Here is a 22,599-nt window from a genome sequence, read left to right on the forward strand (position 1 = left end):
AGGAGTCCCACGTACATGAGCAACATGAACCACGAGCGTGTCCTCAGTGTTCATCACTGGAACGACACTCTGTTCAGCTTCAAGTGCACCCGCGATCCGGGCCTGCGCTTCGAGAACGGTCAGTTCGTGATGATCGGCCTGCAACAGCCCAACGGCCGGCCGCTCATGCGCGCTTACTCGATTGCCAGCCCGAACTGGGAAGAGCATCTCGAGTTCTTCAGCATCAAAGTGCCTGATGGCCCGCTGACTTCCCAGTTGCAGCATCTGAAGGAAGGCGACGAGATCATCATCAGCAAAAAGCCTACCGGCACCCTGGTGCTGGATGACTTGAAGCCTGGCAAGCATTTGTACCTGCTCAGCACCGGTACCGGTCTGGCGCCGTTCATGAGCGTCATCCAGGACCCGGAAACCTACGAGCGTTTCGAAAAGGTGATCCTGTGCCACGGCGTGCGTTACGTCAACGAAGTCGCTTACCGCGAATTCATCACCGAGCACCTGCCGCAGAACGAGTTCTTCGGCGAGGCCCTGCGTGACAAGTTGATTTACTACCCGACCGTGACCCGCGAGCCGTTCGAAAACGAAGGCCGCCTGACCGACCTGATGCGCAGCGGCAAGCTGTTCAGCGACATCGGTCTGCCACCGATCAACCCGCAGGACGACCGCGCCATGCTGTGCGGCAGCCCGAGCATGCTCGACGAGACCAGCGAAGTGTTGAATAGCTTCGGCCTGAAAGTTTCGCCACGGATGCGCGAGCCGGGTGATTACCTGATCGAGCGTGCGTTCGTCGAGAAGTAAGAACACCGCATTACTAAAAAGCCCCCATTGCCTGTGCAGGCAATGGGGGCTTTTTTATGCCGGACGAAATCGCCTACGGGTTGGGTACGGGAATGACTTCGAGAACGCGGATAAGTCCGGCTTGGGGGTAGTGCCAGCGCACATCGAGATCCCAGAACTGCGCGCCGTATTCCCGCTCAGGCGTAGGGATCTGGTACGCCGGGCGTGGATCTTGTGCCAGGCATTGCTCGATCAGCTCAACCAGGGGCTCGCCAAGCCGCTGAGCGTGGCTGTGGGCCTGTTGTAATGCTGAGTCCGTCCACTGCACGGGAATCAGCAGCGGCGGGGCGCTGGCGATGTTGTTGGACGCCGTGTTGATGATGTCGGCATAGGGCACGTAGGGTTTGATGTCGAGAACTGGCGTGCCGTCCAGCAAGTCGATGCCGGAGATCCACAGCCGATTGGCTTCGACCTTGTCCAGTTTGACCACCGACTGACCGATGCCATTGGGGCGATGTGTCGCGCGGGTGGCGAACACGCCCATGGATTTGTTGCCACCCAGGCGCGGCGGGCGGACTTTGAGGCGTGGCTTTTCTTCCAGCGCTTGATGGAACAGGAACAACAGCCACACATGGCTGACCTGCTCCAGCCCCTGCACGGCATCACCCTGATCGAACGGCGCCACCAGCTCCAGCACGCCGCGAGCGGCCGGGGCCAGTTGCGGTTGACGCGGAATGGCGAACTTCTCCTTGAAGCCGGAGCGCACGAAGCCGATGGGGGAAACGCTGTAGGTCATGGTCTGGGTCGAGGCAGGGTTGGGGTGGGGATGATAACCCGATCAACCGTTGCAACGGTGGCGCCTGTCAGTCCGTCATCGCGGGCAAGCCACGCTCCCACAGGGTTCTCGAGAGAACACAAATGTTGTGTACGGCATAAAACCTGTGGGAGCGTGGCTTGCCCGCGATAGCCGCACCGCGGATCAGAGGCTGAACCCACCATCCAAAGGAATGACATTCCCGGTCATATAAGCCCCGGCCGTACTCGCCAGGCTGATCGCCAGCGCCGCCATTTCTTCCTCCCGGCCCCAGCGCTTCATTGGAATCAACGCCGTGTCCTCAGCCAGCGCCTGCTCATCATTGCCAATGTGCTGAGTCATCTTGCTCGGGAAGCGTCCCGGGGCAATCACGTTGACATTGATGTGCTGGCTCACCAGCTCCCGCGCCAGGATCCGCGACAGTTGGTGCAGGGCGGCTTTGCTCGGGCCGTAGGCATACGCCTGTTCGCCGAAGGATGAAATCCCGGCCACCGAGCCGATGTTGATGATTCGCGCCGGACTCGCCGCCGAACCGGCCTTGCGCAGCAGCGGCAGAAATTGCTGAATGCAGTTGAATACCGACGTCACGTTGAGCTGCATGACTTTTTCCCAGCCCTTGACCGGGTAACTCTCCAGCGGCGCGCCCCAGGTGGTGCCGGCGTTGTTCACCAGAATATCCAGCTGGCTGATCTGTTCGCTCAAGTGCGCAGCCAGTTGTTGAACGCCTTCTTCGTGCGCCAGGTTGGCGGCCACGGCATGGCAAACCCCGAAAGCACTCAGCTCAATGGCGGTTTGCTGGCAAGCCTCGGCATCCCGGGCGCACACGTACACGGTGGCGCCGGCCTCGACATAAGCCTTGGCGATCATTTTGCCGATACCGCGGGTGCCGCCGGTCACCAGAGCGGTGCGGCCTTGCAGAGAGAAGTAGGGGTGCATGGCGAGTCCTGAGGGCTGAGGGTCAATACACCCTAGTCTTCAGCCGCCGGAAGCGGAGCCACTATTTTTGCGCGGAATGTGGGTCTATACAGCCTTGAACCGCCACCGCCCTTGTAGGAGCACAGCTTGCTGGCGATGGCGTTTTGAAGATCGCCTTCGCGGGCAAGCCTCGCCCCTACAGGGACTGTGGCGTTCGTGGGCGATTTACTGCGGGCGCACGCGCAGGGTCAGGCCCTTGAGGAAGTTGCGCAGCAATTGATCGCCGCACGGGCGGTAGTTGGTGTGGCCGAATTTGCGGAACAGCGCGCTCAGCTCAGGCTTGGACACCGGGAACTCGGCGGCCTTGAGGATGGCGTGCATGTCGTCTTCCTTCAGTTCGAAGGCGACGCGCAATTTCTTCAGGATGATGTTGTTGGTCACCGGCACTTCGATCGGCTGCGGCGGACGGCTTTCGTCCTTGCCACGCTTGAAGATCACCAGACCGTCGAGGAAATGCGCCATGACTTCGTCCGGGCAACGTACGAAACCTTCCTCGTCTTCTTCTTTCTTGTCGAGGTACGTCACCAGGTCTTCCAGAGTGACGTCCATGCCGCCGAGCTTGATGATCTCGATGACTTTCTTGTCGCTGATGTCGAGCATGTAGCGCACGCTGCGCAGTACGTCGTTATGAATCATGTGTGCAGTCCTGATATTTCGCTGTGGGCGCCGCATAAAGCTGCGGCGCCGAAATGTATGGCGGCGGGAAAAGCCTTAGAACTTTTCTTTGCCGGACAGGTAGCGCCATTGCCCCAACGGCACTTTGCCGATGGACACGCCGCCGATGCGGATGCGGCGGATGGCGACGACCTTGAGGCCGACGGCCTGGCAGAACAGGGCGATCACGCCCGGTTGTGGGTTCTTCATGGCAAAGCGCAGACGGTTTTCGTTCTGCCAGCTGGCCTTGACCGGTGGCAGTTCCTTGCCCTTGTACGTCAGGCCGTGGTTCAGGCGGTTGAGGCCATGAGCCACCATGTCGCCTTCGACCTCGACCACGTATTCCTGCTCGATCTTGCTGGCATCGGCGGTGAGTTTGCGCAGGATCTTCCAGTCCTGGGTGAACACCAACAGACCGCTGGCGTTGGCCTGCAGGTCGGCGCTGGCGGTCAGGCGCAAGAAGTGGCCCTTGAGCGGGCGTTTGCCGTAGCGGTGTTCTTCGCTCAGGGTCGCGGCGCTGAGGGTCGCCATGGCGCTGTCCGCGTCCATGCCCGCCGGGACGTTCATCAGGATGGTCACCGGCTCCGGCGCAGTGGCCTTGGCCTCTGGGTCGAGCTCGACTTTCTGGGTGTCGACCTTGAACTGCGGCTCGTCGATGACTTCACCGTCCACGGTGACCCAGCCGCCCTCGATGAACAGCTCAGCCTCCCGACGGGAGCAGCCGACGAGTTCGATGAGGCGTTTGGAGAGACGAATCGGGTCAGTCATGACAGGGCCGTAACAAAAAAGGGGTGGGCATTGTACCTGCTGGGCGCGGGTTAATCGCGAGTCCATTTGCCTCATGTGGCTTTTTGTGGGAACTGGCTTGTCGGATCGCCGCACCGCTGCGATTGCATCGCTTCGACCTGACAGACAGACCGCGTCGTCTGCATCGCAGGCAAGCCAGCTCCCACATTGTTTGTGTCAGCCATTGCGCGTGCGTTGTTGCGCCTGGCGCAAACGCATATGCAGCAATGGATAAGGCTGGCCCATACCGTCATGCTCCGAACGACCAATCACCTCGAAGCCCTGCTTGAAGTAAAACCCCAGGGCCTGCGGGTTCTGCTCGTTGACGTCCAGCTCATCAGCGTTCAGGTGTTCCAGGGCGTAGTGCAGCAATTGCTTGCCCAAGCCCTGGCCGCGGTGATCCGGGTCGATGAACAGCATTTCGATCTTGCCCGCCGCCACGCCGGCGAACCCGGTAATGTGTTGGCGCGAGTCTTTAGTGCAGATCAGCATGACGGCGTCGAGGTAGCGGGTCAGCACCAGGTTTTTCAGCAGTTCTATGTAACTGTCGGGCAGAAAGTCATGGGTAGCGCGCACCGAGGCTTCCCACACTTGGGTGAGTTCTTCGTAGTCGCTCTGTTTCGGTGTGTAAATGACCGAATGTTGATGCATGGCCGCTTGCTCCTTCTGTTAAGAGCCGTTCCCGTAAGGCTGCGAGTTTTTCTCCCACAAAACGATAGACGTAAAAAAGCCCCGCATCTCGCCAAGAGAGCGGGGCTTTTCGTATTTTTTGCGTTTAGATCTGTTCAGCCCACAGGTCGTATTCGTCGGCGTCGGTCACTTTGCACCAGACCTTATCGCCCGGCTTCAAGTTGCTGCCGTTGTCGATGAACACATTGCCGTCGATTTCCGGGGCATCGAAGAAGCAACGGCCGACCGCGCCTTGCTCGTCGACTTCGTCCACCAGCACTTCGATTTCACGGCCGATGCGCATTTGCAGGCGCGCCGAGCTGATGGCCTGCTGGTGCGCCATGAAGCGATCCCAGCGGTCTTGCTTGACGTCGTCCGGCACGATCTCCAGGTCCAGATCGTTGGCCGGTGCGCCTTCGACCGGCGAGTACTGGAAGCAGCCGACGCGGTCCAGCTGCGCTTCGGTCAGCCAGTTCAGCAGGTACTGGAAGTCTTCTTCGGTTTCGCCGGGGAAGCCGACGATGAAGGTCGAACGGATGATCAGGTCCGGGCAGATCTCGCGCCAGTTCTTGATTCGAGCCAAGGTCTTGTCTTCGAAGGCCGGGCGTTTCATGGCTTTGAGGACTTTCGGGCTGGCGTGTTGGAACGGGATGTCCAGGTACGGCAGGATTTTCCCGGCGGCCATCAGCGGGATCAGCTCATCGACGTGCGGGTACGGGTAAACGTAGTGCAGACGCACCCAGACGCCGAGGGTGCTCAGGGCTTCGCAGAGTTCGGTCATGCGGGTTTTCACCGGCGCGCCGTTCCAGAAGCCGGTGCGGTATTTCACGTCGACGCCGTAGGCGCTGGTGTCCTGGGAAATCACCAACAGCTCTTTGACGCCGGACTTGACCAGGCGCTGGGCCTCGTCGAGCACGTCACCGACCGGGCGGCTGACCAGTTTGCCGCGCATCGACGGGATGATGCAGAAGCTGCAGCTGTGGTTGCAGCCTTCGGAAATCTTCAGGTAGGCGTAGTGGCGCGGGGTCAGTTTGATCCCTTGCGGCGGCACCAGGTCGATCAGCGGGTTGTGATCCTGACGCGGCGGCACGACGTCGTGCACGGCGTTGACCACTTGCTCGTACTGCTGCGGACCGGTCACGGCCAGCACACTTGGGTGCACGTTGCGGATATTGCCTTCTTCCACGCCCATACAGCCAGTCACGATGACCTTGCCGTTTTCCTTGATGGCTTCGCCGATCACTTCCAGGGACTCAGCCTTGGCCGAGTCGATGAAGCCGCAGGTGTTGACCACCACGACGTCAGCGTCCTGATAAGTGGACACAACGTCATAGCCTTCCATGCGCAGCTGGGTAAGGATGCGCTCGGAGTCGACCAGTGCTTTCGGGCAACCCAGGGATACGAAGCCAACCTTTGGATTGGCCGGCGCAGGAGTGGTGGACATGTCTAACCTCGGTATTTGTGACGCCTCCAGCCGAAGACGGCAAGGCGACAGACGGGCGCTATGTTGCACCCTCTGGTCAAAAAGTGCGCAATTCTAACGATGGGCGGCGCACTTGACCAGCTTTATGCAGGGAAATACGACGAGTGCTGCGCTATGCTTCGCGCCGTTACGCTTTACCGATTTTTTACAGTCAATAAATCGTCTGTAACAACAAGTAAAACAGTGCATGCTGCACCACAAATCATAGTGCTTCTTCGAAGAAGCCCGGATCTGAGTAGTAGGAGTGATGGATGGGGCAGGCAAGTAGTCAGGCGATAGCCGGCGGACATTCGGCGGCGAAGCCGATCAGCATGCTGGTTGCGGCGGTCGGAGTGGTTTATGGCGACATCGGCACGAGCCCGTTGTACACCCTCAAAGAAGTGTTTTCCGGTGGCTATGGCGTGCCCGTCAACCATGACGGCGTGCTGGGCATTCTGGCGCTGATCTTCTGGTCGCTGATCTGGGTCGTGTCGATCAAATACATGCTGTTCGTGCTGCGTGCCGACAACCAGGGCGAGGGCGGAATCATGGCCTTGACCGCGCTGGCACGACGAGCGGCGGCGGGGCATGCAAAATTGCGCACGCTGCTGGTGGTCTGCGGGCTGATCGGCACGGCGCTGTTCTACGGCGACAGCATGATCACCCCGGCGATTTCCGTGCTGTCGGCGATTGAAGGGCTGGGGCTGGCCTTCGAAGGCATCGACCATTGGGTGGTGCCGCTGTCGTTGATCGTGCTGGTGGCGCTGTTTCTGATCCAGCGTCATGGTACGGCGCGGATCGGCATTCTGTTCGGGCCGATCATGGTCACCTGGTTTCTGGTACTCGGCGCGCTGGGCGTGTATGGCATCAACCAGCACCCGGAAGTGTTGCAAGCGATAAACCCGGTATGGGGCGTACGCTTCTTCATGGACCATCCAGGCATGGGGATCACGATTCTGGGTGCCGTGGTGCTGGCGTTGACCGGCGCCGAGGCGCTGTACGCCGACATGGGCCACTTCGGTCGCAAGCCGATCGCTCGGGCCTGGTTCATCTTGGTATTGCCCGCACTGGTGCTGAACTACTTCGGCCAGGGCGCCTTGCTGCTCGGTGATCCGGAAGCCGCCCGCAACCCGTTCTATCTGCTGGCGCCAAGCTGGGCGCTGATCCCGTTGGTAGCGTTGTCGACGATGGCCACGGTGATTGCCTCGCAAGCGGTCATTTCCGGTGCCTTCTCCCTGACCCGTCAGGCGATCCAGCTCGGCTACATTCCGCGCATGCGTATTCGGCACACTTCCAGTGCCGAGCAAGGGCAGATCTATATCGGCGCGGTGAACTGGGCGCTGATGGTCGGCGTAATCCTGCTGGTCCTGGGCTTCGAGTCCTCCAGTGCCCTGGCCTCGGCCTACGGTGTGGCGGTGACCGGGACCATGCTGATGACCACGATTCTGGTGTCGGCGGTGATGCTGCTGCTATGGAAATGGCCTCCGGTTCTCGCGGTTCCGGTGTTGCTCGGCTTCCTGTTGGTAGACGGTTTGTACTTCGCCGCCAACGTGCCGAAAATCGTCCAGGGCGGTGCGTTCCCGGTGATCGCCGGTATCGCACTGTTCGTGCTGATGACCACCTGGAAACGCGGTAAGCAACTGCTGGTCGATCGCCTGGACGAAGGCGGGTTGCCGCTGCCGATCTTCATCAGCAGTATCCGCGTGCAACCGCCACATCGGGTCCAGGGCACCGCTGTGTTCCTTACCGCGCGCCCGGATGCCGTGCCCCACGCGCTGTTGCACAACCTGCTGCATAACCAGGTGCTGCACGAGCAAGTGGTGCTGCTGACAGTGGTGTACGAAGACATCCCGCGCGTTCCGCCGCAACGACGTTTCGAGGTCGATTCCTACGGCGAAGGCTTCTTCCGGGTCATCCTGCACTTCGGTTTCACCGACGAGCCGGACGTGCCGCAAGCGCTGAAACTGTGTCATCTCGATGACCTGGACTTCAGCCCGATGCGCACCACGTACTTCCTCAGCCGCGAGACGGTCATCGCCTCCAAGCTCGAAGGCATGGCCCGCTGGCGCGAGGCGTTGTTCGCCTTCATGCTGAAAAACGCCAATGGCAACCTGCGCTTCTTCAACTTGCCGCTGAACCGGGTGATTGAACTGGGTACCCAGGTCGAGATGTAAGCCTCATGAAAAAGCCCCCGTTGCCGTGAAGGTAGCGGGGGCTTTTTATCGTCTGGCACTTGATCCGAACCTACAAAAATCCTTGTGGGAGCGGGCTTGCCCGCGATAGCGGTATGTCTGTCACATCAATGCCGGATCTGCTGCCGTCATCGCGGGCAAGCCCGCTCCCACAGGGGAATTGAGTGTTTGCTGGAATGTGCCTTTACTGGCTTTCAGGCCGCTCTGCTTCAGATTCGGTCTGTGTCCGGGCAGGTCGCGGCGTCAGCACCTTCACCACATCATCAATCACTGCCTTGGACATAGCCGTCAGATAATGCGCGGCCCAGGCGTGGCGGTCGGTGTCCTTTGCGTAGGCGGCATCCTCGGTAAATGATTTGGCGAGGAACAGCAGGTCGGAGGCTTGTGACACCTTCTGTAAACGAAACTAAACATGTCCCCATTTATCTGAGTTCAGCGCAGCCCCCTGTGGGAGCGGGCTTGCCCGCGATAGCGGTATGTCTGTTACATCAATGTCGGACCTGCCGACGTCATCGCGGGCAAGCCCGCTCCCACAGGGATCTGTGGTGCGGTTAAATTGCGTGCTAATGAAAAAGCCCCCGAAACCGTGAGGTGTCGGGGGCTTTTTTGTGTCCGGGGACTCAGATCACTCCTGAGCCGGCGTCTCCTTCGCTTGACGCTTCACGATGGCATCCACCAACCGCTGCGCCAACGCCGGATAGTTCTCGTCGAAGTGATGGCCGCCAGGCAGTTTCATCGCTTCGCCCACGGCGGTCTTGTCGGTGCAGCCGCTTTCGTCGACTTCTTCCTCGCCGTAGATGCACACCACTTTCGCCGGCGGCAGCTTGGCCATTTCCGGGCCGGTGGCGGCTTCTTTGCCGGCGTTGCCGAGCCAGCCTTCGACTTCGATCTCGAAGCTGCCGGTGCGGGCGAAGGCCAGCAGGATGATTGCGTCGATGCGTTGCTGTTCTGATTCCGGCAGGCGGTTGTAGATGGCTGGCAGGACGTCGGCGCCAAACGAGTAGCCGGTCAGGATGAAGCGCTTGGTGCCCCATTTCTGCCGGTAGTGCTGCATCAGTTCGGTCAGGTCCAGAGCGCTTTGTTCCGGGCTCTTGTGCTGCCAGTAGTAGCGCAGGGTGTCGATGCCGACCACTGGATAGCCGATTTTGGCCATCTCGCCGGCCACGTCGCGGTCCAGGTCGCGCCAGCCGCCGTCGCCGGAGAGGAACAGGGTGACGGTGTCCTTGGCTTGGCCGGCCGGCACTTCGACCACCGGAATCTGCAGGCCGCCGGCGGCTTTATCGCCACCGACGAGGGTTTTGCGCAGTTCGTTGTTCAGCACTTGCGGCAGGTTGATGTCGTAGTCGCTGATGCTGGTTTCGGCGTTGGGCTGGTCACGCACGAAGCCGGCGCTGGTGTCATCCGGGTTGTCGTTCCAGGCCACCAGCCAGTGACCGTGGGCAGCACTTTTTGGCAGCAGATGAGTGCAGCCAGGTTTTTCCAGGGCCAGGTCAACCGAAATGGCCTGGGCCTTGTCGTCCTTCTGCTCGGCCAGCCAGCGCCACGCCAGCACTGCGCCAGGACCGATGCCGCTGACCAGGGTTGCCGGGCCTTTGAGTTCTCTGAGGCCTGCTTGCAGGGCCCGACTTTGCTGGATGCAGTCCTTGGGCAGGATCACCTGGACGATCTGCGCCGAGCCGCTGCGGCTCAGGGTCATCAATTGTTTATCGCTGAGCTTCTGTTCTTCATTGACCGCCACCAGCACCTGCGCGCGCGGCGTGGTGCCGGGGATGACGCGGGTCATCGCGGCGCCATCGGCCGGCGTCAGCAGTTCGAGGGTCGGTTCGGGTGCCGGGCGTTTGAGGTACCAGTAACCGCCACCGACAATCAGGGCCAGCACTACCAGTGTGGCCAGTACGTACCGCAGGGAGCGTTGAATCATCAGCGTTTCACCAATCCAGTCAAGCCGCCCGCAATCAGGGCGGCAGTGTCGGCCAGGGCCACCAGCGGATCGAGTCCGGCGGGCACGGCCATATAACGGGGTTCCCAGTCAGGCTGGAACTTGTCTTTGAAGCGGCGCAAACCTTGGAAGTTATACAGCTGCTCACCACGGCGGAACACCATCGAGCCCAAGCGCTGGGTCAGTGGTGCGCCGCGCCGGGGTTGCAACCCCGACAATGGCACCATGCCCAGGCTGAAACGCGCGTATCCATGATTTTTATAATGTTGAATCAGGCCGACCATCATGAACTCCATGGTCAGCTTCGGGGCATCGGGGTGCGCGCGCATCAGGTCGAGGCTGGCCAGTTCATGGCCGTAGGTCTCGAGCAGGTTGGCGAACGCCACCGGGCGCCCTTCGAAACGTATCACTGCAATACGGAAGTGCTTGAGGTAGTCATCACTGAAACGCCCGAGCGAGAAGCCTTTCTCGCGCACATTCTTGCCGGTCAGCCAGGCATCGGAAATCACCTTGAGCTCGTCCATCGGCGCTTGTCCCGGCTCATGGATCTCCAGTGACAGGCCGTCACGGGTGCCACGGTTCCAGGTGTAGCGCAGGTCCTTCATCTCTTTGCCTTTGGCTTCGAGATCGAAACGCTTGAGATCGACCCGGGCTTCTTCGCCGAGCTTGATCGCGGTCAGGCCGATGTCCATGTAGTACGGCAGGTTCTCGGCACGCACTTGATAAAACACAGGGCGGGCGTGATGGATATCGCACAGGTCACGGAACTGCCAGATCATTTCCGCTCGCTGCTGGGTCGGGCCAATCGGGTCATACAGCGCCACCAGGCTGCGGCCACGGCGGGCGTACATCAGGAACGCCTCGTCGTTAGGGTGAAACAACAGCGCCTTGTCACCGGTCAGGGCCAGGCCGCCATCGGGTTGGGACGAAGCCATGAGGATCTTTGCCGCCCGCTCCAGTTCATCGGCGGTTGGCAGGTGGATCACCGGGCGCGCGGTGCGCAGCAGCCAGGTCAGGGACACCACCACCAGCAGGACCGCGGCACCGAGCAACGAGCGCAAGCCTCGCGGGGCATCGGCGTCGAGGGTGAACTGCCACCAGAGTTGATGGCTGTAGGGAACGTCCTGATAGGCGAACAGCAGCAACCAGATCGATGCGCCGAGTACGCAAAGACTCGACACCAGATACAGCGGCGAAAACGGCAGCTCGGTCAGGCGGCTGGGACGGTAGAACGAACGCCGGAAAACCCCCAGCAAACTTGCTGTCAGGGTCATCAGGCAAGCTTCCTCCCAGTCGAAGCCTTTGAGCAGAGAGAGCACGGCGCCGACCAACAACAGAATAGTGGTCAGCATCCACGCGGCCGACAGGCGGCGACGCAAGCCCTGAGCCAGCAGCAGGCAGAGCACGCCCACCAGGCTGGCGCCGAAGTGCGAGGCGTCGACCAGTCGATGCGGGATCAGAAAACCGATGTGTTCAAGACGTGTATCGATCTCCGGTGTCACGCCGGAGAACAGCAACACCACGCCGGACAGGAACACCAGCACCGCCAGAATCGGCGCGGCCAGGCCTGAGGCGGCGCGCAGCGACTGGCGCGTTTGAAACAGGCGCTGGCCTTCGTTGATCAGCAACAATATGCAAGCCACCAGCAGCGGCAATATCACGTAGATCAGGCGGTAGAGCAGCAGGGCAGCAGCCAGTGGCGCCGCACCGAGCTTGTCGGCGAAGGCCGCCAGCAAAATCGCTTCGAACACCCCGACACCGCCGGGTACATGGCTGAGCACGCCGGCGGCCAGAGCCAGTAGGTAGACCAGCAGGAACGCACCGAAGGGCGGCGCTTCCGGCAGCAACAGATAGAGCACCGTCGCGGCGGCAGCTACGTCCAGAGCGGTAATGACCAGTTGCAGGAAGGTCAGGCGGCGGCCCGGCAAGCGCAAGGTGCGGCGGCCGACCTTGACCAGCAGGTTGTCCGGGTAAGGCTGTTCCGGCAAGCGACGACGGTAGATGCCGATCGCCAGTACCGTGGTGAGCAGCAGCACGCCCATTGCAATCGCACCCAGCAACGTCTCGGAGAAACCCAGGGCCAGTGAAGCGGCAGGCAGGTTGCTGAGGGTGGCGAGGGCGGCCAGGGGCGGGAGGGCACAGCCGAGCGAGAGGCTGGCAAACAGCGTCATGTGTGCGACTTCCGAAGCCCCCACGCCATGCCGTGCATATAGACGGTAGCGAACCGAGCCCCCCGACAGCAGCGACAGACCGATGGCATTGCCGATGGCGAAGGCGGTGAAACCGCCCAGCGCCACGACTCGCGGTGCCAGCGTCACGCCGGCATAACGACTGGCCGACCATTCGTAACCCAGCAGAATGATGAAGCCGACGACGGTCGCGCCTAACGCACCCAGCAAGGCCGGTCTCGGCACTTCCAGGATCGAGTCGTGCAGCGCGTACAGATCGAGTTCGCTCAGCAGATGACGACAGGCAATCAGCGCGATAGCGAACAGCAGCAAAGTGACCGCCAGACCGATGGGTTGACGGTATTTGCTGATTCGATCCAGCAAGCGCAGACGCTCCGCTTTGATCGGTTGTGTCGCTGTGACGGTGTCTTGTGGATCAGACGAGTTGGCGCGCATCAATCACCTCTTGGATTGTGCGCGACAGGATGGGGGTATCCAGCCAAGTTACCAATCCCTGTAGAAAAAAATAATCACAAATATTAACGCGTCTCACCGGGTATCGGCGATGGCGCATCACCAGTCATCAAGGGTTTTCCTTGCGGTTCAGCCTCGTCTGAACTCACAGTCTGGCGACCCCGAACGGCTCACTGCACAGTGACAGATCATTGTTGCGAAAGGACTTTTTCAACAGATACAAAAAAGGCCACTCTTTCGAGTAGCCTTTTTTGATGTTTGGTTGCGGGAGCCGGATTTGAACCGACGACCTTCGGGTTATGAGCCCGACGAGCTACCAGACTGCTCCATCCCGCGTCTGTGTGGCGGCATTCTACAGGCGAATGCCGGAGTGTCAACCGTTAATCCAAGTATGGTTCAAATAAACCAGAATTAGCGGCGAACGGTCGCCGAGGAGCGCTAAGTTATGGAATCAGAACGATTTCTCGTTTCTGCTCGGTAAAGCATGAAACGCTGATTTTTTATAAAACAGGCGCGCACAAAAAAGGCCACTCTTTCGAGTAGCCTTTTTTGATGTTTGGTTGCGGGAGCCGGATTTGAACCGACGACCTTCGGGTTATGAGCCCGACGAGCTACCAGACTGCTCCATCCCGCGTCTGTGTGTCGGCATTCTACAGAGGATCGCCGGGCTGTCAACCTTCAATTTTGGTAAAACCTCTTCCTGTTCAATCGCTTAGGTGAAAACAGGGGAGGGTGATCAGGCTGAAACGCAGGCAGGGCAAGGCTTTAGGCTCTATCGGTAGGTGGCTTTCGATTGAGAAAATAAATTCCTCCGGTACTTTTCCTACCGCTTGAAAAGAAGATTCAGACTACTGGTGCTATATACAGGTGTCAGTGAGATACTGCCGGCACGATACATCGATACTTCATTTCTTCGCCATGAACACTGCTTTTATATGACGCAGCGAAAAATCATCCACGTCGATTGTGACTGCTTCTACGCCGCCATCGAGATGCGTGACGACCCACGCCTGGCCGGTAAGCCTTTGGCGGTGGGCGGCTCGGCGGATCGGCGTGGGGTGATTGCTACCTGTAACTATGAAGCGCGGGCGTATGGCGTGCGCTCGGCCATGTCTTCCGGGCATGCCTTGAAACTGTGTCCGGACCTGACCATCGTCAAGCCGCGCATGGAGGCCTATAGAGAAGCGTCGAAGGAAATTCATACGATCTTTCGCGATTACACCGACCTGATCGAGCCGCTTTCCCTGGACGAGGCTTACCTCGACGTGTCAGACAGTGCGCATTTTGGCGGCAGCGCCACGCGAATCGCCCAGGATATTCGCCGCCGGGTGTCCAACCAGTTGCACATCACCGTGTCGGCCGGCGTGGCACCGAACAAGTTTCTCGCCAAGATCGCCAGTGACTGGAGGAAGCCCAATGGCTTGTTCGTGATCACGCCCGATCAGGTGGACGACTTTGTCAGCGGGTTGCCGGTGAGCAAGCTGCACGGTGTTGGCAAAGTGACTGCCGACAAACTGGGCAAGCTCGGCATCGTCGATTGCCTGCAATTACGCGAGTGGAGCAAATTGGCGCTGGTGCGTGAATTCGGCAGCTTCGGCGAGCGACTCTGGAGTCTGGCCCGTGGGATCGATGAGCGGTTGGTGCACAACGACAGTCGTCGGCAGTCGATCAGCGTTGAAAACACCTACGACGTGGACCTGCCGGATCTGGTGAGTTGTCTGGATAAGTTGCCCGAGCTGCTGGAGTCCCTGAATGGCCGCATGGCACGGATCGACAGCAGCTATCGCCCGGGCAAGCCATTCGTCAAAGTGAAGTTCCATGATTTTACCCAGACTACGTTGGAGCAAGCCGGGGCAGGGCGGGATCTGGGGAGTTATCAGCTGCTGCTGACCCAGGCTTTCAATCGCGGCGGGAAACCGGTGCGGTTGTTGGGGGTTGGGGTGAGGCTGGAGGATTTGCGGGGCGGGTTTGAGCAGTTGGAGTTGTTTGAGCGGTAGGGGCAGGGTTTTGATGCGGTGGGGAATGTCAGGCCGCCTTCGCGGGCAAGCCTCGCTTCTACAGGTATTGCATAGTTCCTTGTAGGAGCGAGGCTTGCCCGCGAAGCTTTTGACTTTAATTCGGCCCCGGATCCGCCACCAGTCGCCCGGCATCCTTGGTCAGTGACTTGAGGAACTCGGCTTGCAACTCGGGATCGTTGCGGGTCAGTTCGATCAGGCTCTGTTCCAGTTCGCTGGCTTCTTCTTCCAGACCCAGTTCCGACAGACGTTTGACCCGGTGCACCCACTGGCTGACTTCGTCGTCTTCGAGATCGTCGTAAATCAGCCCATGGGCTTCGAGCAACTTGCCACGCAAGTTGTTGCTGATCGCCAGGGACGAGTCGGTGTGCACATCGTCCTTGCTGTCCTCGACACTGATCTGCAGCTTGCCCAGATGATTGAGGTCATGTTCGGCGAACGGGCTGTCCAGCAGGTTCAGGCGCAACACGCCGTTGCGGTCGGTGTTCATATCGAACGTGTCCTTGCCGGCCTTGACCTGCACCGGACGCTCGCTCCATGGCAGGCTCGAATATTCCGTGCGCTTGTCGCGCTGGACTTCGTCGATGCCCGCCAGGTTCTGCTGCGCGCGACCGTGAGACTGCACGTTCATGAACGGGTTGAGTCCGGCAAAACCATAGCTGAGCCAATCCTTCGTCACGCTGTCCGGCAGATTGCCGAGGGCGAACACGTTGACCACGTTCGCACCGACACCGGCCACCACTGCCACCGCCCCCAGCGGGATCTCATAGATCTCCCTCCAGGGTTGGTAAGGCGTGTAACGGTCATAGTGGCGTGTGACTTCGAACTCGGTGACTTCGAAGGTCTTCTGCTCGTGGATTTTCACCCGACGTTGCGGCAGCTCCAGCACTTTGGGTTCGCCGACATCGATCTGCAGGCTGTGATCGAGCAATTTACGCTCGACCCGCTCTTCGTGCTCGCTGCGTTGTGACATGTGATTGGCACAGCCGCTGACCAGCAGGGCGCCGCACAAGGCGGCACCACCGAGGCCTAAGGTGTTTCGCTTGAACATGACGTCTCTATCTGGTGTCAGCGGCGGATACGGGCCTGGAGGAAAGACAGCACGTCAGCGACCGGCAGCGCTTGCGCTTCAGGTTCGGTGCGGCTCTTGTATTCCAGATTGCCGTCGGCGAGGCCGCGGTCACTGACCACGATCCGGTGTGGAATGCCGATCAGCTCCATGTCCGCGAACTTGATGCCCGGGCTGGTTTTCTTGTCGCGGTCGTCCAGCAGCACGTCGAAGCCGGCAGCAGTCAGTTCTGCGTAGAGCTTGTCGGTGGCTTCACGTACCTGTTCGGTTTCGTAGCGCAGCGGTACCAGAGCAACCTGGAACGGGGCCAGAGCATCGCTCCAGATGATCCCGTTGTCGTCGTTGTTCTGTTCGATGGCGGCAGCCACCACGCGGGATACGCCAATGCCGTAGCAGCCCATTTCCAGGGTGACTGGTTTGCCGTTCTCGCCCAGCACTTCGCACTTCATCGCTTTGCTGTACTTGTTGCCCAGCTGGAAGATGTGCCCAACTTCGATGCCGCGCTTGATTTCCAGAGTGCCTTTGCCATCCGGGCTTGGGTCGCCAGCGACGACGTTGCGCAGGTCGGCAACAGTCGGAACCGGCAGATCGCGCTCCCAGTTCACGCCGAAGTAGTGCTTGTCGTCGATGTTGGCACCGATGCCGAAGTCGCTCATCAGCTCGACGGAACGGTCGATGATGATCGGCAGTGGCAGGTTCAACGGGCCGAGGGAGCCGGCGCCGGCGCCAATGGCGTCGCGCAGTTCGGCTTCGGAAGCCATGACCAGCGGGCTGGCAACGCCAGGCTGGTTGGCGGCCTTGATTTCGTTCAGCTCGTGGTCGCCACGGATGATCAGGGCAATTAGCTTGCCTTTTTCTTCAGCGTGCACCACCAGGGTCTTGATGGTTTTTTCGATCGGCAGGTTGAAGCCTTCGACCAGTTGCGCGATGGTCTTGGCGTTCGGGGTGTCGACCAGACGCAGCTCTTCGGCTGGCGCAGGGCGAGACGTTTCGCGCGGTACGGCTTCTGCCTTCTCGATGTTGGCGGCGTAGTCGGAGCCGTTGCTGAAGACGATATCGTCTTCGCCGGATTCGGCCAGTACGTGGAACTCGTGGGAGCCGGCACCACCGATCGAGCCGTTGTCGGCTTCAACCGGACGGAATTTCAGGCCCAGACGGGTGAACACGTTGCAGTACGCCTGGTGCATGCGGTCGTAAGTGACTTGCAGCGATGCCTGGTCGGCGTGGAACGAGTAAGCGTCTTTCATGATGAATTCGCGGCCGCGCATCAAACCGAAGCGTGGGCGGATTTCGTCACGGAATTTGGTCTGGATCTGGTACAGGTTGATCGGCAGCTGTTTGTAGCTGCTCAACTCGTTGCGCATCAGGTCGGTGATGACCTCTTCGTGAGTCGGGCCGGCGCAGAAGTCGCGACCGTGGCGATCCTTGAAGCGCAGCAATTCAGGGCCGTATTCTTCCCAGCGGCCGGATTCCTGCCACAGCTCAGCCGGTTGAGTGCTCGGCATCAACACTTCGAGAGAACCGGCGGCGTTCATTTCTTCACGCACGATGGCTTCGACCTTGCGCATCACTCGCAAGCCCATCGGTAGCCAGGTGTACAGGCCCGAGGCGAGTTTGCGGATCATGCCGGCGCGCAGCATCAGCTGATGGCTGATGACGACCGCGTCGGAAGGCGTTTCTTTCTGTGTGGCGAGCAAAAATTGACTGGTGCGCATGGTTGGCCGTTGTCGGTTGCTGATAACGAGAATTGATGGGGCATTGTACGGGCGAGATCTGCTGGCGTACAGGCGTGCGGCCGGCAGGGTGGCTGGAGGGCGAGAATCTGCTCGCCCTCTGCGATGCTTCCTACATCAAAGAGGCTGCGATTCTTCCGTGACCGGGGTCTGAGCCGGTTCAGGCGTCGGGGGCGGACCGATGCGGCGGTTTTCCTGGAACCAGTGCAGGGCGATCAACAGCAGTGTCGGAACGCCCAGCAGGGCGGTGATCAGGAAGAAGTTGTGGTAGCCGAATTTTTCTACCATGACCCCTGAATAGCCGCCGATCAGGCGTGGCAACAAGAGCATGATCGAGCTGAGCAGGGCGTACTGGGTCGCGGAGAATTTGAGGTTGGTCAGGCTCGACAGGTAAGCGACGAACGCTGAAGTCGCCAGGCCCGAGCTGAAGTTATCCAGGGAAATGGTGACGATCAGCATCTGCAGGTTGGCGCCCATGTCCGTGAGCATCAGGAACAGCAGGTTGGTGGTCGCCGATGCGGCGCCGCCAATGAACAGGATGGGCAGAATGCCGAAGCGCACGATCAGCAGGCCGCCCATGCCGGCGCCGACCAAGGTCATGATCAGGCCGAAAAGCTTGCTGACGCTGGCGATCTGATCCTTGGTGAACCCCTGGTCGATGTAAAACACGTTGGCCATCACGCCCATGACCGTATCCGACATCCGATAAGTGGCGATCAACCCGAGCAGCAGCAGGGCTTGCCAGCGGTAACGCAGAATGAAGTCATTGACCGGTGTCAGCACTGGCGCCAGGCCACGACGGCCCATGGTCGACAGGCACAGTGCGGTGAGCGTGGTATAGAGGATCGCCCGCAGGAATGCGCGGTCTTCGAGCAACAGGTCGAGCAGGCTGACGCCGTTGAACAGTACGCTGGCGAAGTCAGTGTTGTAGAGCTGGGTGAACATGGCTGGTACGGACACCAGCAGCACGATCAGCACGAACACTGACGCCAATTGGTGCACAAAGCTGTAGCGCCCGGCCTGAAGCTGAGTGCGTAGGGGCACCGGCGGTTCGCGCATGAACAGGGAGGTCAGCAGCGCCGGGATCATCAAGACGCCGAACAGCACATAGGTGCCGGTCCACGCCCCATGCTTGTAGTTGAAACCGGTGGAGCCGAAGCCTTCGGCGAAGAACAGTGCGCCGGCCGTCGCCAGCAGGGCCGCGACCCGATAACCGGCCATGTAGCTGGCCGCCAGTGCAGCCTGGCGGGTGTCGTCGGCGATTTCCAGGCGATAGGCGTCGATGGCAATGTCTTGCGTTGCCGAAGCGAAGGCGACTACCACGGCAATGGCGATCAGCCAGGACAGGTGCTTTTGCGGGTCGCAGAAACCCATGCCGATCAGGCCGAGGATCACCAGTGCCTGGGCCAGCACCAGCCAGGAGCGTCGTCGACCGAGCTTGCCGAGCAGGGGCAGGCGCCATTGGTCGAGCAGCGGGGACCAGACCCATTTAAAGGCGTAGGCCAGGCCGATCAGGCTTGCATAGCCGATGGTTTCGCGAGCAACACCGGCTTCGCGCAGCCAGACTGAAAGTGTCGAAAACACCAGCATGTAGGGCAAGCCGGCGGCGAAACCAAGCAGCAACAGCACGAGCGTCGAGGGGCTGGCATAGGCGGCGAGCGCGGCGCGCCAGGTTTTACGGGGCATGGGCTGAAGTCTGCCTCAAGAGTTACGGAAACAAAGCGCGCACTCTAACCGCTGTGCTCTACCGGGCGCCAGCCATGACGCTGAATATCAACACGATTGTTCAGGACACTGATGCCTTCCATGCGCAATCGGGCCCGCTGTTCATCCCCCGAAGGGCTGCCTGCGGGCAGGCTGATCCGGCCGCCGGCACCCAGTACACGATGCCAGGGCAATTTAGTGTCACCGGGCAGTTGGCTCAGTGTTCGCCCGACCCAGCGGGCAGCGCGCCCCAGTCCTGCCAGCTCGGCGAGCTGGCCGTAACTCACGACTTTGCCCTCGGGCACTTGTGCCAGGGTCAGGTAGAGTGCCGTGCGTCGGATTTGCGCCGCGCTTTCAGTTTCAGCGGTTGAGTCGGTCACGTCCGGGTTCCTGAAAAAAATCGTATTGACCGTCTGTAGAGTAAATCCTGGATTGTCGGTTGAGAAATGAACTCAATATAAATAGTCGGGTCAGTCCTTGCCAGGGCCTTATTTCCAGGAATGATGCCGACTTTTTTTCGCAAAGTTGAGCTTTCGATTCGCTTATGTTGTCCAGAACCTTGCTGTGCCTCGCTGTCGTCAGTACTTCCACTCCCTTGCTCGCCGATACGGTCTGGTTGAAGAACGGTGACAAGCTGAGCGGCAAGATTACGCTCTTCGACGGCGGCAAGCTGTTGATCCAGACCCCATATGCCGGGGCGGTCCCGATTGACTGGAAAGAGGTCAAAACCCTGGAAAGCGATCAGCAAATGCTGGTCAAGCAGGATGCCTATACCGGCGAAAAGGCCAAGTCGCTGCACGCGGCGGAGGACGGCAAGGTCACCCTGGCCAATGGTGATGGTCCCAAGACTGTGGAGTTGGCCAGTATTCAGCAGATGCTCAAGCCCAAGCCGGTGGTCGAAGATTTGGTGTGGAAAGGTAATGTCGACATGGCCCTGGATTATCGGCGGGCGGAAAAGGATACCGATGATTATGATGTCCGCTTCAAAACCAGCGCGCGTCATGGTCGGTGGCGTCATACGGCGGAAGGTGAGTACAATCGCGAGTTCCAGGATAACGTGGTCACCACTGATAACTGGCGTGCCGAGTATTCTCTCGACCGCTTCCTCACTGAGAAGTGGTTCTGGCAGGGGCGTTTGAATTACAAGCGCGACAAGGTCGAAGAGCTTTCCCGTCAGCGCACCGTCGGTACCGGTCCTGGTTATCAGTTTTGGGATGACGAACTGGGCGCCTTCTCCCTGGGCTCGCTCCTCAACCGCACGGACTACGAATATTCCGATGGCGGAAAGCAAAACTTCTACTCGCTGGCCATGAAGTGGAACTACAACCGCTACCTGATCGGCAAGAAGGTTGAGTTCTTCACCAGTGGTGAAGTCGGCAAGCCGCTGTCCGGTGTCGCGGATTACGCACTCGATGCCGAGGCCGGCCTGCGTTACAAAGTCACCGATTGGGCGTCGCTGAACCTGAAGGCCGAGAAAAACATCATCAGTGGCGCTGACAATGCAGACCTGAATAAGACCCGATATACCGCAGGGTTTGGCGTGGCCTGGTAAGTCGCCAAAAAAGATCGCACCTGTAGGCGTTGCCGAAGGGTGCGATCTTTTGATCTAAAAACTCGCAGGCACGAAAAACGCTTTTGAGGAGGCGTTTTACTAAACCGGGTCTCGTTCTCGGTTTATGCCTTGGGTTTCGTGCATTCGCTTTGGCGGACACCTGCGTCGTAGTGACATTCCATAGTCACGCTGCCATCCGGCGCCCAGAAGTGGCTGACACCCTGCTCAATGCCATTCTTGTATTCCACCGACGAATTCATCTGACCACTTTCGTACCAGGTGAGGGCGGTGCCCTCAAGCTTGCCATCTTTGTAGATCTTGTGATCCTTGAGTTGGCCAGTGCCATACCACTCTTTGAAGTCGCCCTGTTCGCGGTGTTGTTCATCCCACTGCCATTGCACGGTTTGCACGCCCTGGTCAGTCCACGTTGCGTAACTACGCTGCACGTTTTGTTCGTCGTTGAAGACCTTCTGTTTCACTTTTCCGTTGGGGTGGTATTCGATATGCCAGCCCAGGGGTTTGTTGTCGACATAGTCCCCGCTGCTTTGTAGCGTGCCGTCCGGGTAGTAAGAGGGGCTTGGGCCAACCTTTTTGCCTTCGACAAACTGACCGCGATACTTGATCTTGCCGTCTGGGTAATAGCCGAAAATCGGACCGTCCGGTACATCGTTGCGATAGCTGACGCGGCCGATCAAGGCGCCGTTTTCGTCATATTCCAGGTACTCGCCGTCCACCCGCCGACCTGAATGCCAGTTGTAGGACTCCGATTTCTTGCCGTTATCGTGGTAGGTGGTTTCCCAACCTTCCAGTTCGTCGTTCAAGTAATGGGTGCGCTTGGTGACAATACCGCTGTCGGAGTAGGTCAGCATTTCGCCCTGACGCTGCCCCTTCATGTCGTACTTGATGGTTTGGCCGATCTTTGCGTCCGGGTAGTAAGTTTTCGACTCAATCACGGGCTTGCCTGAAGCGAAATCCTTGGTGTCGACGAAGTAGTCGCGGCGTACTGTGCCCGATTCGATGTAAAAAACTTTGGCATGCCAGGCTTTGCGCTTGCTGTCGTAGGTCAGCGGCATCGGCAAGAAATAAGAAGCCTGGCCCTTTGTTGTTGGCGCGTACTGCTCATCCAGATACAGCTTGCCGTCCACCAGTGATGCGGTCATTGCGCTGCACTCTTCTGGCGTACAAGCGCGTACCTTTTCGAAAAAGGCCCGTTTGCCGTCGCACTCCGAAAGCGTCAGCAGCAGTGGGGTTTCATCGTCGATCAGTTGCTGAACTTCGTCGAGGAGCCTGCCAAACGACTCATTGGGGATGCCCACCGATTCTGGTGTGAGGTAGACCTCGTTGCTGCCGCAGGCATGCGCCGTGGAGAGGGTCAGCAATGCCGCAGCTCTCAATTGGGCCTGGGGAACGCCCTGTATTTCCGGGCCTTTGCCGATATACGTTGCGTTAGGGTCCATGCCGATAATGATTGTCGGATGATCCGGTCGGGGGGCATCGGCGTGAGTCGAGAAGGAGAGCGTGAGTGTGATCAGCGCTGCGCCCAGCGACTTCCATTGCTTGTATTGCATCCTGCTGCTTCCATATGATTTTCCAGGCGGCGAATCATATAGATGACAGAC

Annotated in this window: 17 protein-coding genes, 2 tRNA genes and 1 pseudogene; 4 read left to right on the forward strand and 16 right to left on the reverse strand. The window is 59.6% G+C overall.

Translation table 11 applies throughout. The features are described 5' to 3' along the window. The first annotated feature begins 15 nt into the window (after nt 1-15). Nucleotides 16-795 carry a ferredoxin-NADP reductase gene (gene fpr / locus J3D54_RS14645; protein WP_003443014.1) on the forward strand — a complete coding sequence of 260 codons (780 nt, stop codon included), beginning with the start codon at nt 16-18 and terminating at the stop codon, nt 793-795. Nucleotides 796-868: 73 nt separating this feature from the next. Here the strand turns inward: fpr and tsaA are convergent, their stop codons facing one another. The 6 genes from tsaA to rimO all read right to left on the reverse strand — a co-directional run bounded on the left by tsaA (nt 869) and on the right by rimO (nt 6,116). Continuing rightward, nucleotides 869-1,570, reverse strand: coding sequence for a tRNA (N6-threonylcarbamoyladenosine(37)-N6)-methyltransferase TrmO (gene tsaA / locus J3D54_RS14650; protein ID WP_253419335.1), 702 nt, complete (start codon nt 1,568-1,570; stop codon nt 869-871). 183 nt (nt 1,571-1,753) lie between these two features. Continuing rightward, the gene (locus tag J3D54_RS14655) at nt 1,754-2,524 is read right to left on the reverse strand and encodes an SDR family oxidoreductase (RefSeq protein WP_253419338.1); all 771 of its coding nucleotides are present in this window, start codon (nt 2,522-2,524) and stop codon (nt 1,754-1,756) included. A gap of 204 nt (nt 2,525-2,728) precedes the next feature. Continuing rightward, the gene (locus tag J3D54_RS14660) at nt 2,729-3,199 is read right to left on the reverse strand and encodes a DUF1456 family protein (RefSeq protein WP_018926949.1); all 471 of its coding nucleotides are present in this window, start codon (nt 3,197-3,199) and stop codon (nt 2,729-2,731) included. Nucleotides 3,200-3,274: 75 nt separating this feature from the next. Next, on the reverse strand, nt 3,275-3,985 hold the full coding sequence (locus J3D54_RS14665) for an rRNA pseudouridine synthase (protein ID WP_019580978.1): 711 nt from the start codon (nt 3,983-3,985) through the stop codon (nt 3,275-3,277). Nucleotides 3,986-4,180: 195 nt separating this feature from the next. Beyond that, a complete protein-coding gene (locus J3D54_RS14670) occupies nt 4,181-4,654 on the reverse strand; it encodes an acetyltransferase (RefSeq protein ID WP_253419341.1) in 474 nt (157 codons plus the stop codon). A gap of 124 nt (nt 4,655-4,778) precedes the next feature. Continuing rightward, the gene (gene rimO / locus J3D54_RS14675) at nt 4,779-6,116 is read right to left on the reverse strand and encodes a 30S ribosomal protein S12 methylthiotransferase RimO (protein ID WP_018926946.1); all 1,338 of its coding nucleotides are present in this window, start codon (nt 6,114-6,116) and stop codon (nt 4,779-4,781) included. Nucleotides 6,117-6,406: 290 nt separating this feature from the next. Between rimO and J3D54_RS14680 the strand changes: the two genes are divergently transcribed. Further along, complete coding sequence (locus tag J3D54_RS14680; protein WP_253419344.1) at nt 6,407-8,308, forward strand: potassium transporter Kup; 1,902 nt, start codon at nt 6,407-6,409, stop codon at nt 8,306-8,308. Nucleotides 8,309-8,510: 202 nt separating this feature from the next. Here the strand turns inward: J3D54_RS14680 and J3D54_RS14685 are convergent. The 5 genes and pseudogenes from J3D54_RS14685 to J3D54_RS14705 all read right to left on the reverse strand — a co-directional run. Continuing rightward, a pseudogene (locus J3D54_RS14685) lies at nt 8,511-8,717 on the reverse strand (DUF3077 domain-containing protein); the annotation flags it as partial. 234 nt (nt 8,718-8,951) lie between these two features. Further along, complete coding sequence (locus J3D54_RS14690) at nt 8,952-10,247, reverse strand: virulence factor family protein (RefSeq protein ID WP_253419346.1); 1,296 nt, start codon at nt 10,245-10,247, stop codon at nt 8,952-8,954. Further along, nucleotides 10,247-12,889, reverse strand: a complete 2,643-nt coding sequence (gene mprF, locus J3D54_RS14695; protein WP_253419348.1) for a bifunctional lysylphosphatidylglycerol flippase/synthetase MprF — start codon at nt 12,887-12,889, stop codon at nt 10,247-10,249. Before mprF ends, J3D54_RS14690 begins: the two co-directional genes overlap by 1 nt. A 277-nt stretch (nt 12,890-13,166) precedes the next feature. Continuing rightward, a tRNA-Met gene (locus J3D54_RS14700) sits at nt 13,167-13,243 on the reverse strand. Between the two features lie 221 nt (nt 13,244-13,464). Next, a tRNA-Met gene (locus J3D54_RS14705) sits at nt 13,465-13,541 on the reverse strand. A 301-nt stretch (nt 13,542-13,842) separates the two neighbouring features. On the opposite strand from J3D54_RS14705, the gene dinB reads away from it, so the two are divergent. Further along, nucleotides 13,843-14,904, forward strand: a complete 1,062-nt coding sequence (gene dinB / locus J3D54_RS14710; RefSeq protein WP_253419350.1) for a DNA polymerase IV — start codon at nt 13,843-13,845, stop codon at nt 14,902-14,904. Nucleotides 14,905-15,019: 115 nt separating this feature from the next. On the opposite strand, the gene J3D54_RS14715 is transcribed toward dinB, so the two are convergent. The 4 genes from J3D54_RS14715 to J3D54_RS14730 form a co-directional block, all read right to left on the reverse strand. Then, entirely contained in the window at nt 15,020-15,973 is a 954-nt protein-coding gene (locus tag J3D54_RS14715) for a hypothetical protein (protein ID WP_253419353.1), read from the reverse strand. A gap of 17 nt (nt 15,974-15,990) precedes the next feature. Next, nucleotides 15,991-17,706, reverse strand: coding sequence for a proline--tRNA ligase (locus J3D54_RS14720; protein WP_253419355.1), 1,716 nt, complete (start codon nt 17,704-17,706; stop codon nt 15,991-15,993). Between the two features lie 135 nt (nt 17,707-17,841). Beyond that, complete coding sequence (locus tag J3D54_RS14725; RefSeq protein WP_253419358.1) at nt 17,842-19,410, reverse strand: AmpG family muropeptide MFS transporter; 1,569 nt, start codon at nt 19,408-19,410, stop codon at nt 17,842-17,844. A gap of 44 nt (nt 19,411-19,454) precedes the next feature. Continuing rightward, the gene (locus J3D54_RS14730; RefSeq protein WP_018926938.1) at nt 19,455-19,808 is read right to left on the reverse strand and encodes an MGMT family protein; all 354 of its coding nucleotides are present in this window, start codon (nt 19,806-19,808) and stop codon (nt 19,455-19,457) included. A gap of 164 nt (nt 19,809-19,972) precedes the next feature. Here J3D54_RS14730 and J3D54_RS14735 point away from each other — a divergent pair, with 164 nt between their 5' ends. Continuing rightward, nucleotides 19,973-20,980, forward strand: coding sequence for a DUF481 domain-containing protein (locus J3D54_RS14735; RefSeq protein WP_253419361.1), 1,008 nt, complete (start codon nt 19,973-19,975; stop codon nt 20,978-20,980). Nucleotides 20,981-21,102: 122 nt separating this feature from the next. Here the strand turns inward: J3D54_RS14735 and J3D54_RS14740 are convergent, their stop codons facing one another. Beyond that, the gene (locus tag J3D54_RS14740; protein ID WP_253419364.1) at nt 21,103-22,548 is read right to left on the reverse strand and encodes a toxin-antitoxin system YwqK family antitoxin; all 1,446 of its coding nucleotides are present in this window, start codon (nt 22,546-22,548) and stop codon (nt 21,103-21,105) included. Nucleotides 22,549-22,599: the final 51 nt, after the last annotated feature.

Source organism: Pseudomonas sp. GGS8 (genome assembly GCF_024168645.1).
GTDB lineage: Bacteria > Pseudomonadota > Gammaproteobacteria > Pseudomonadales > Pseudomonadaceae > Aquipseudomonas.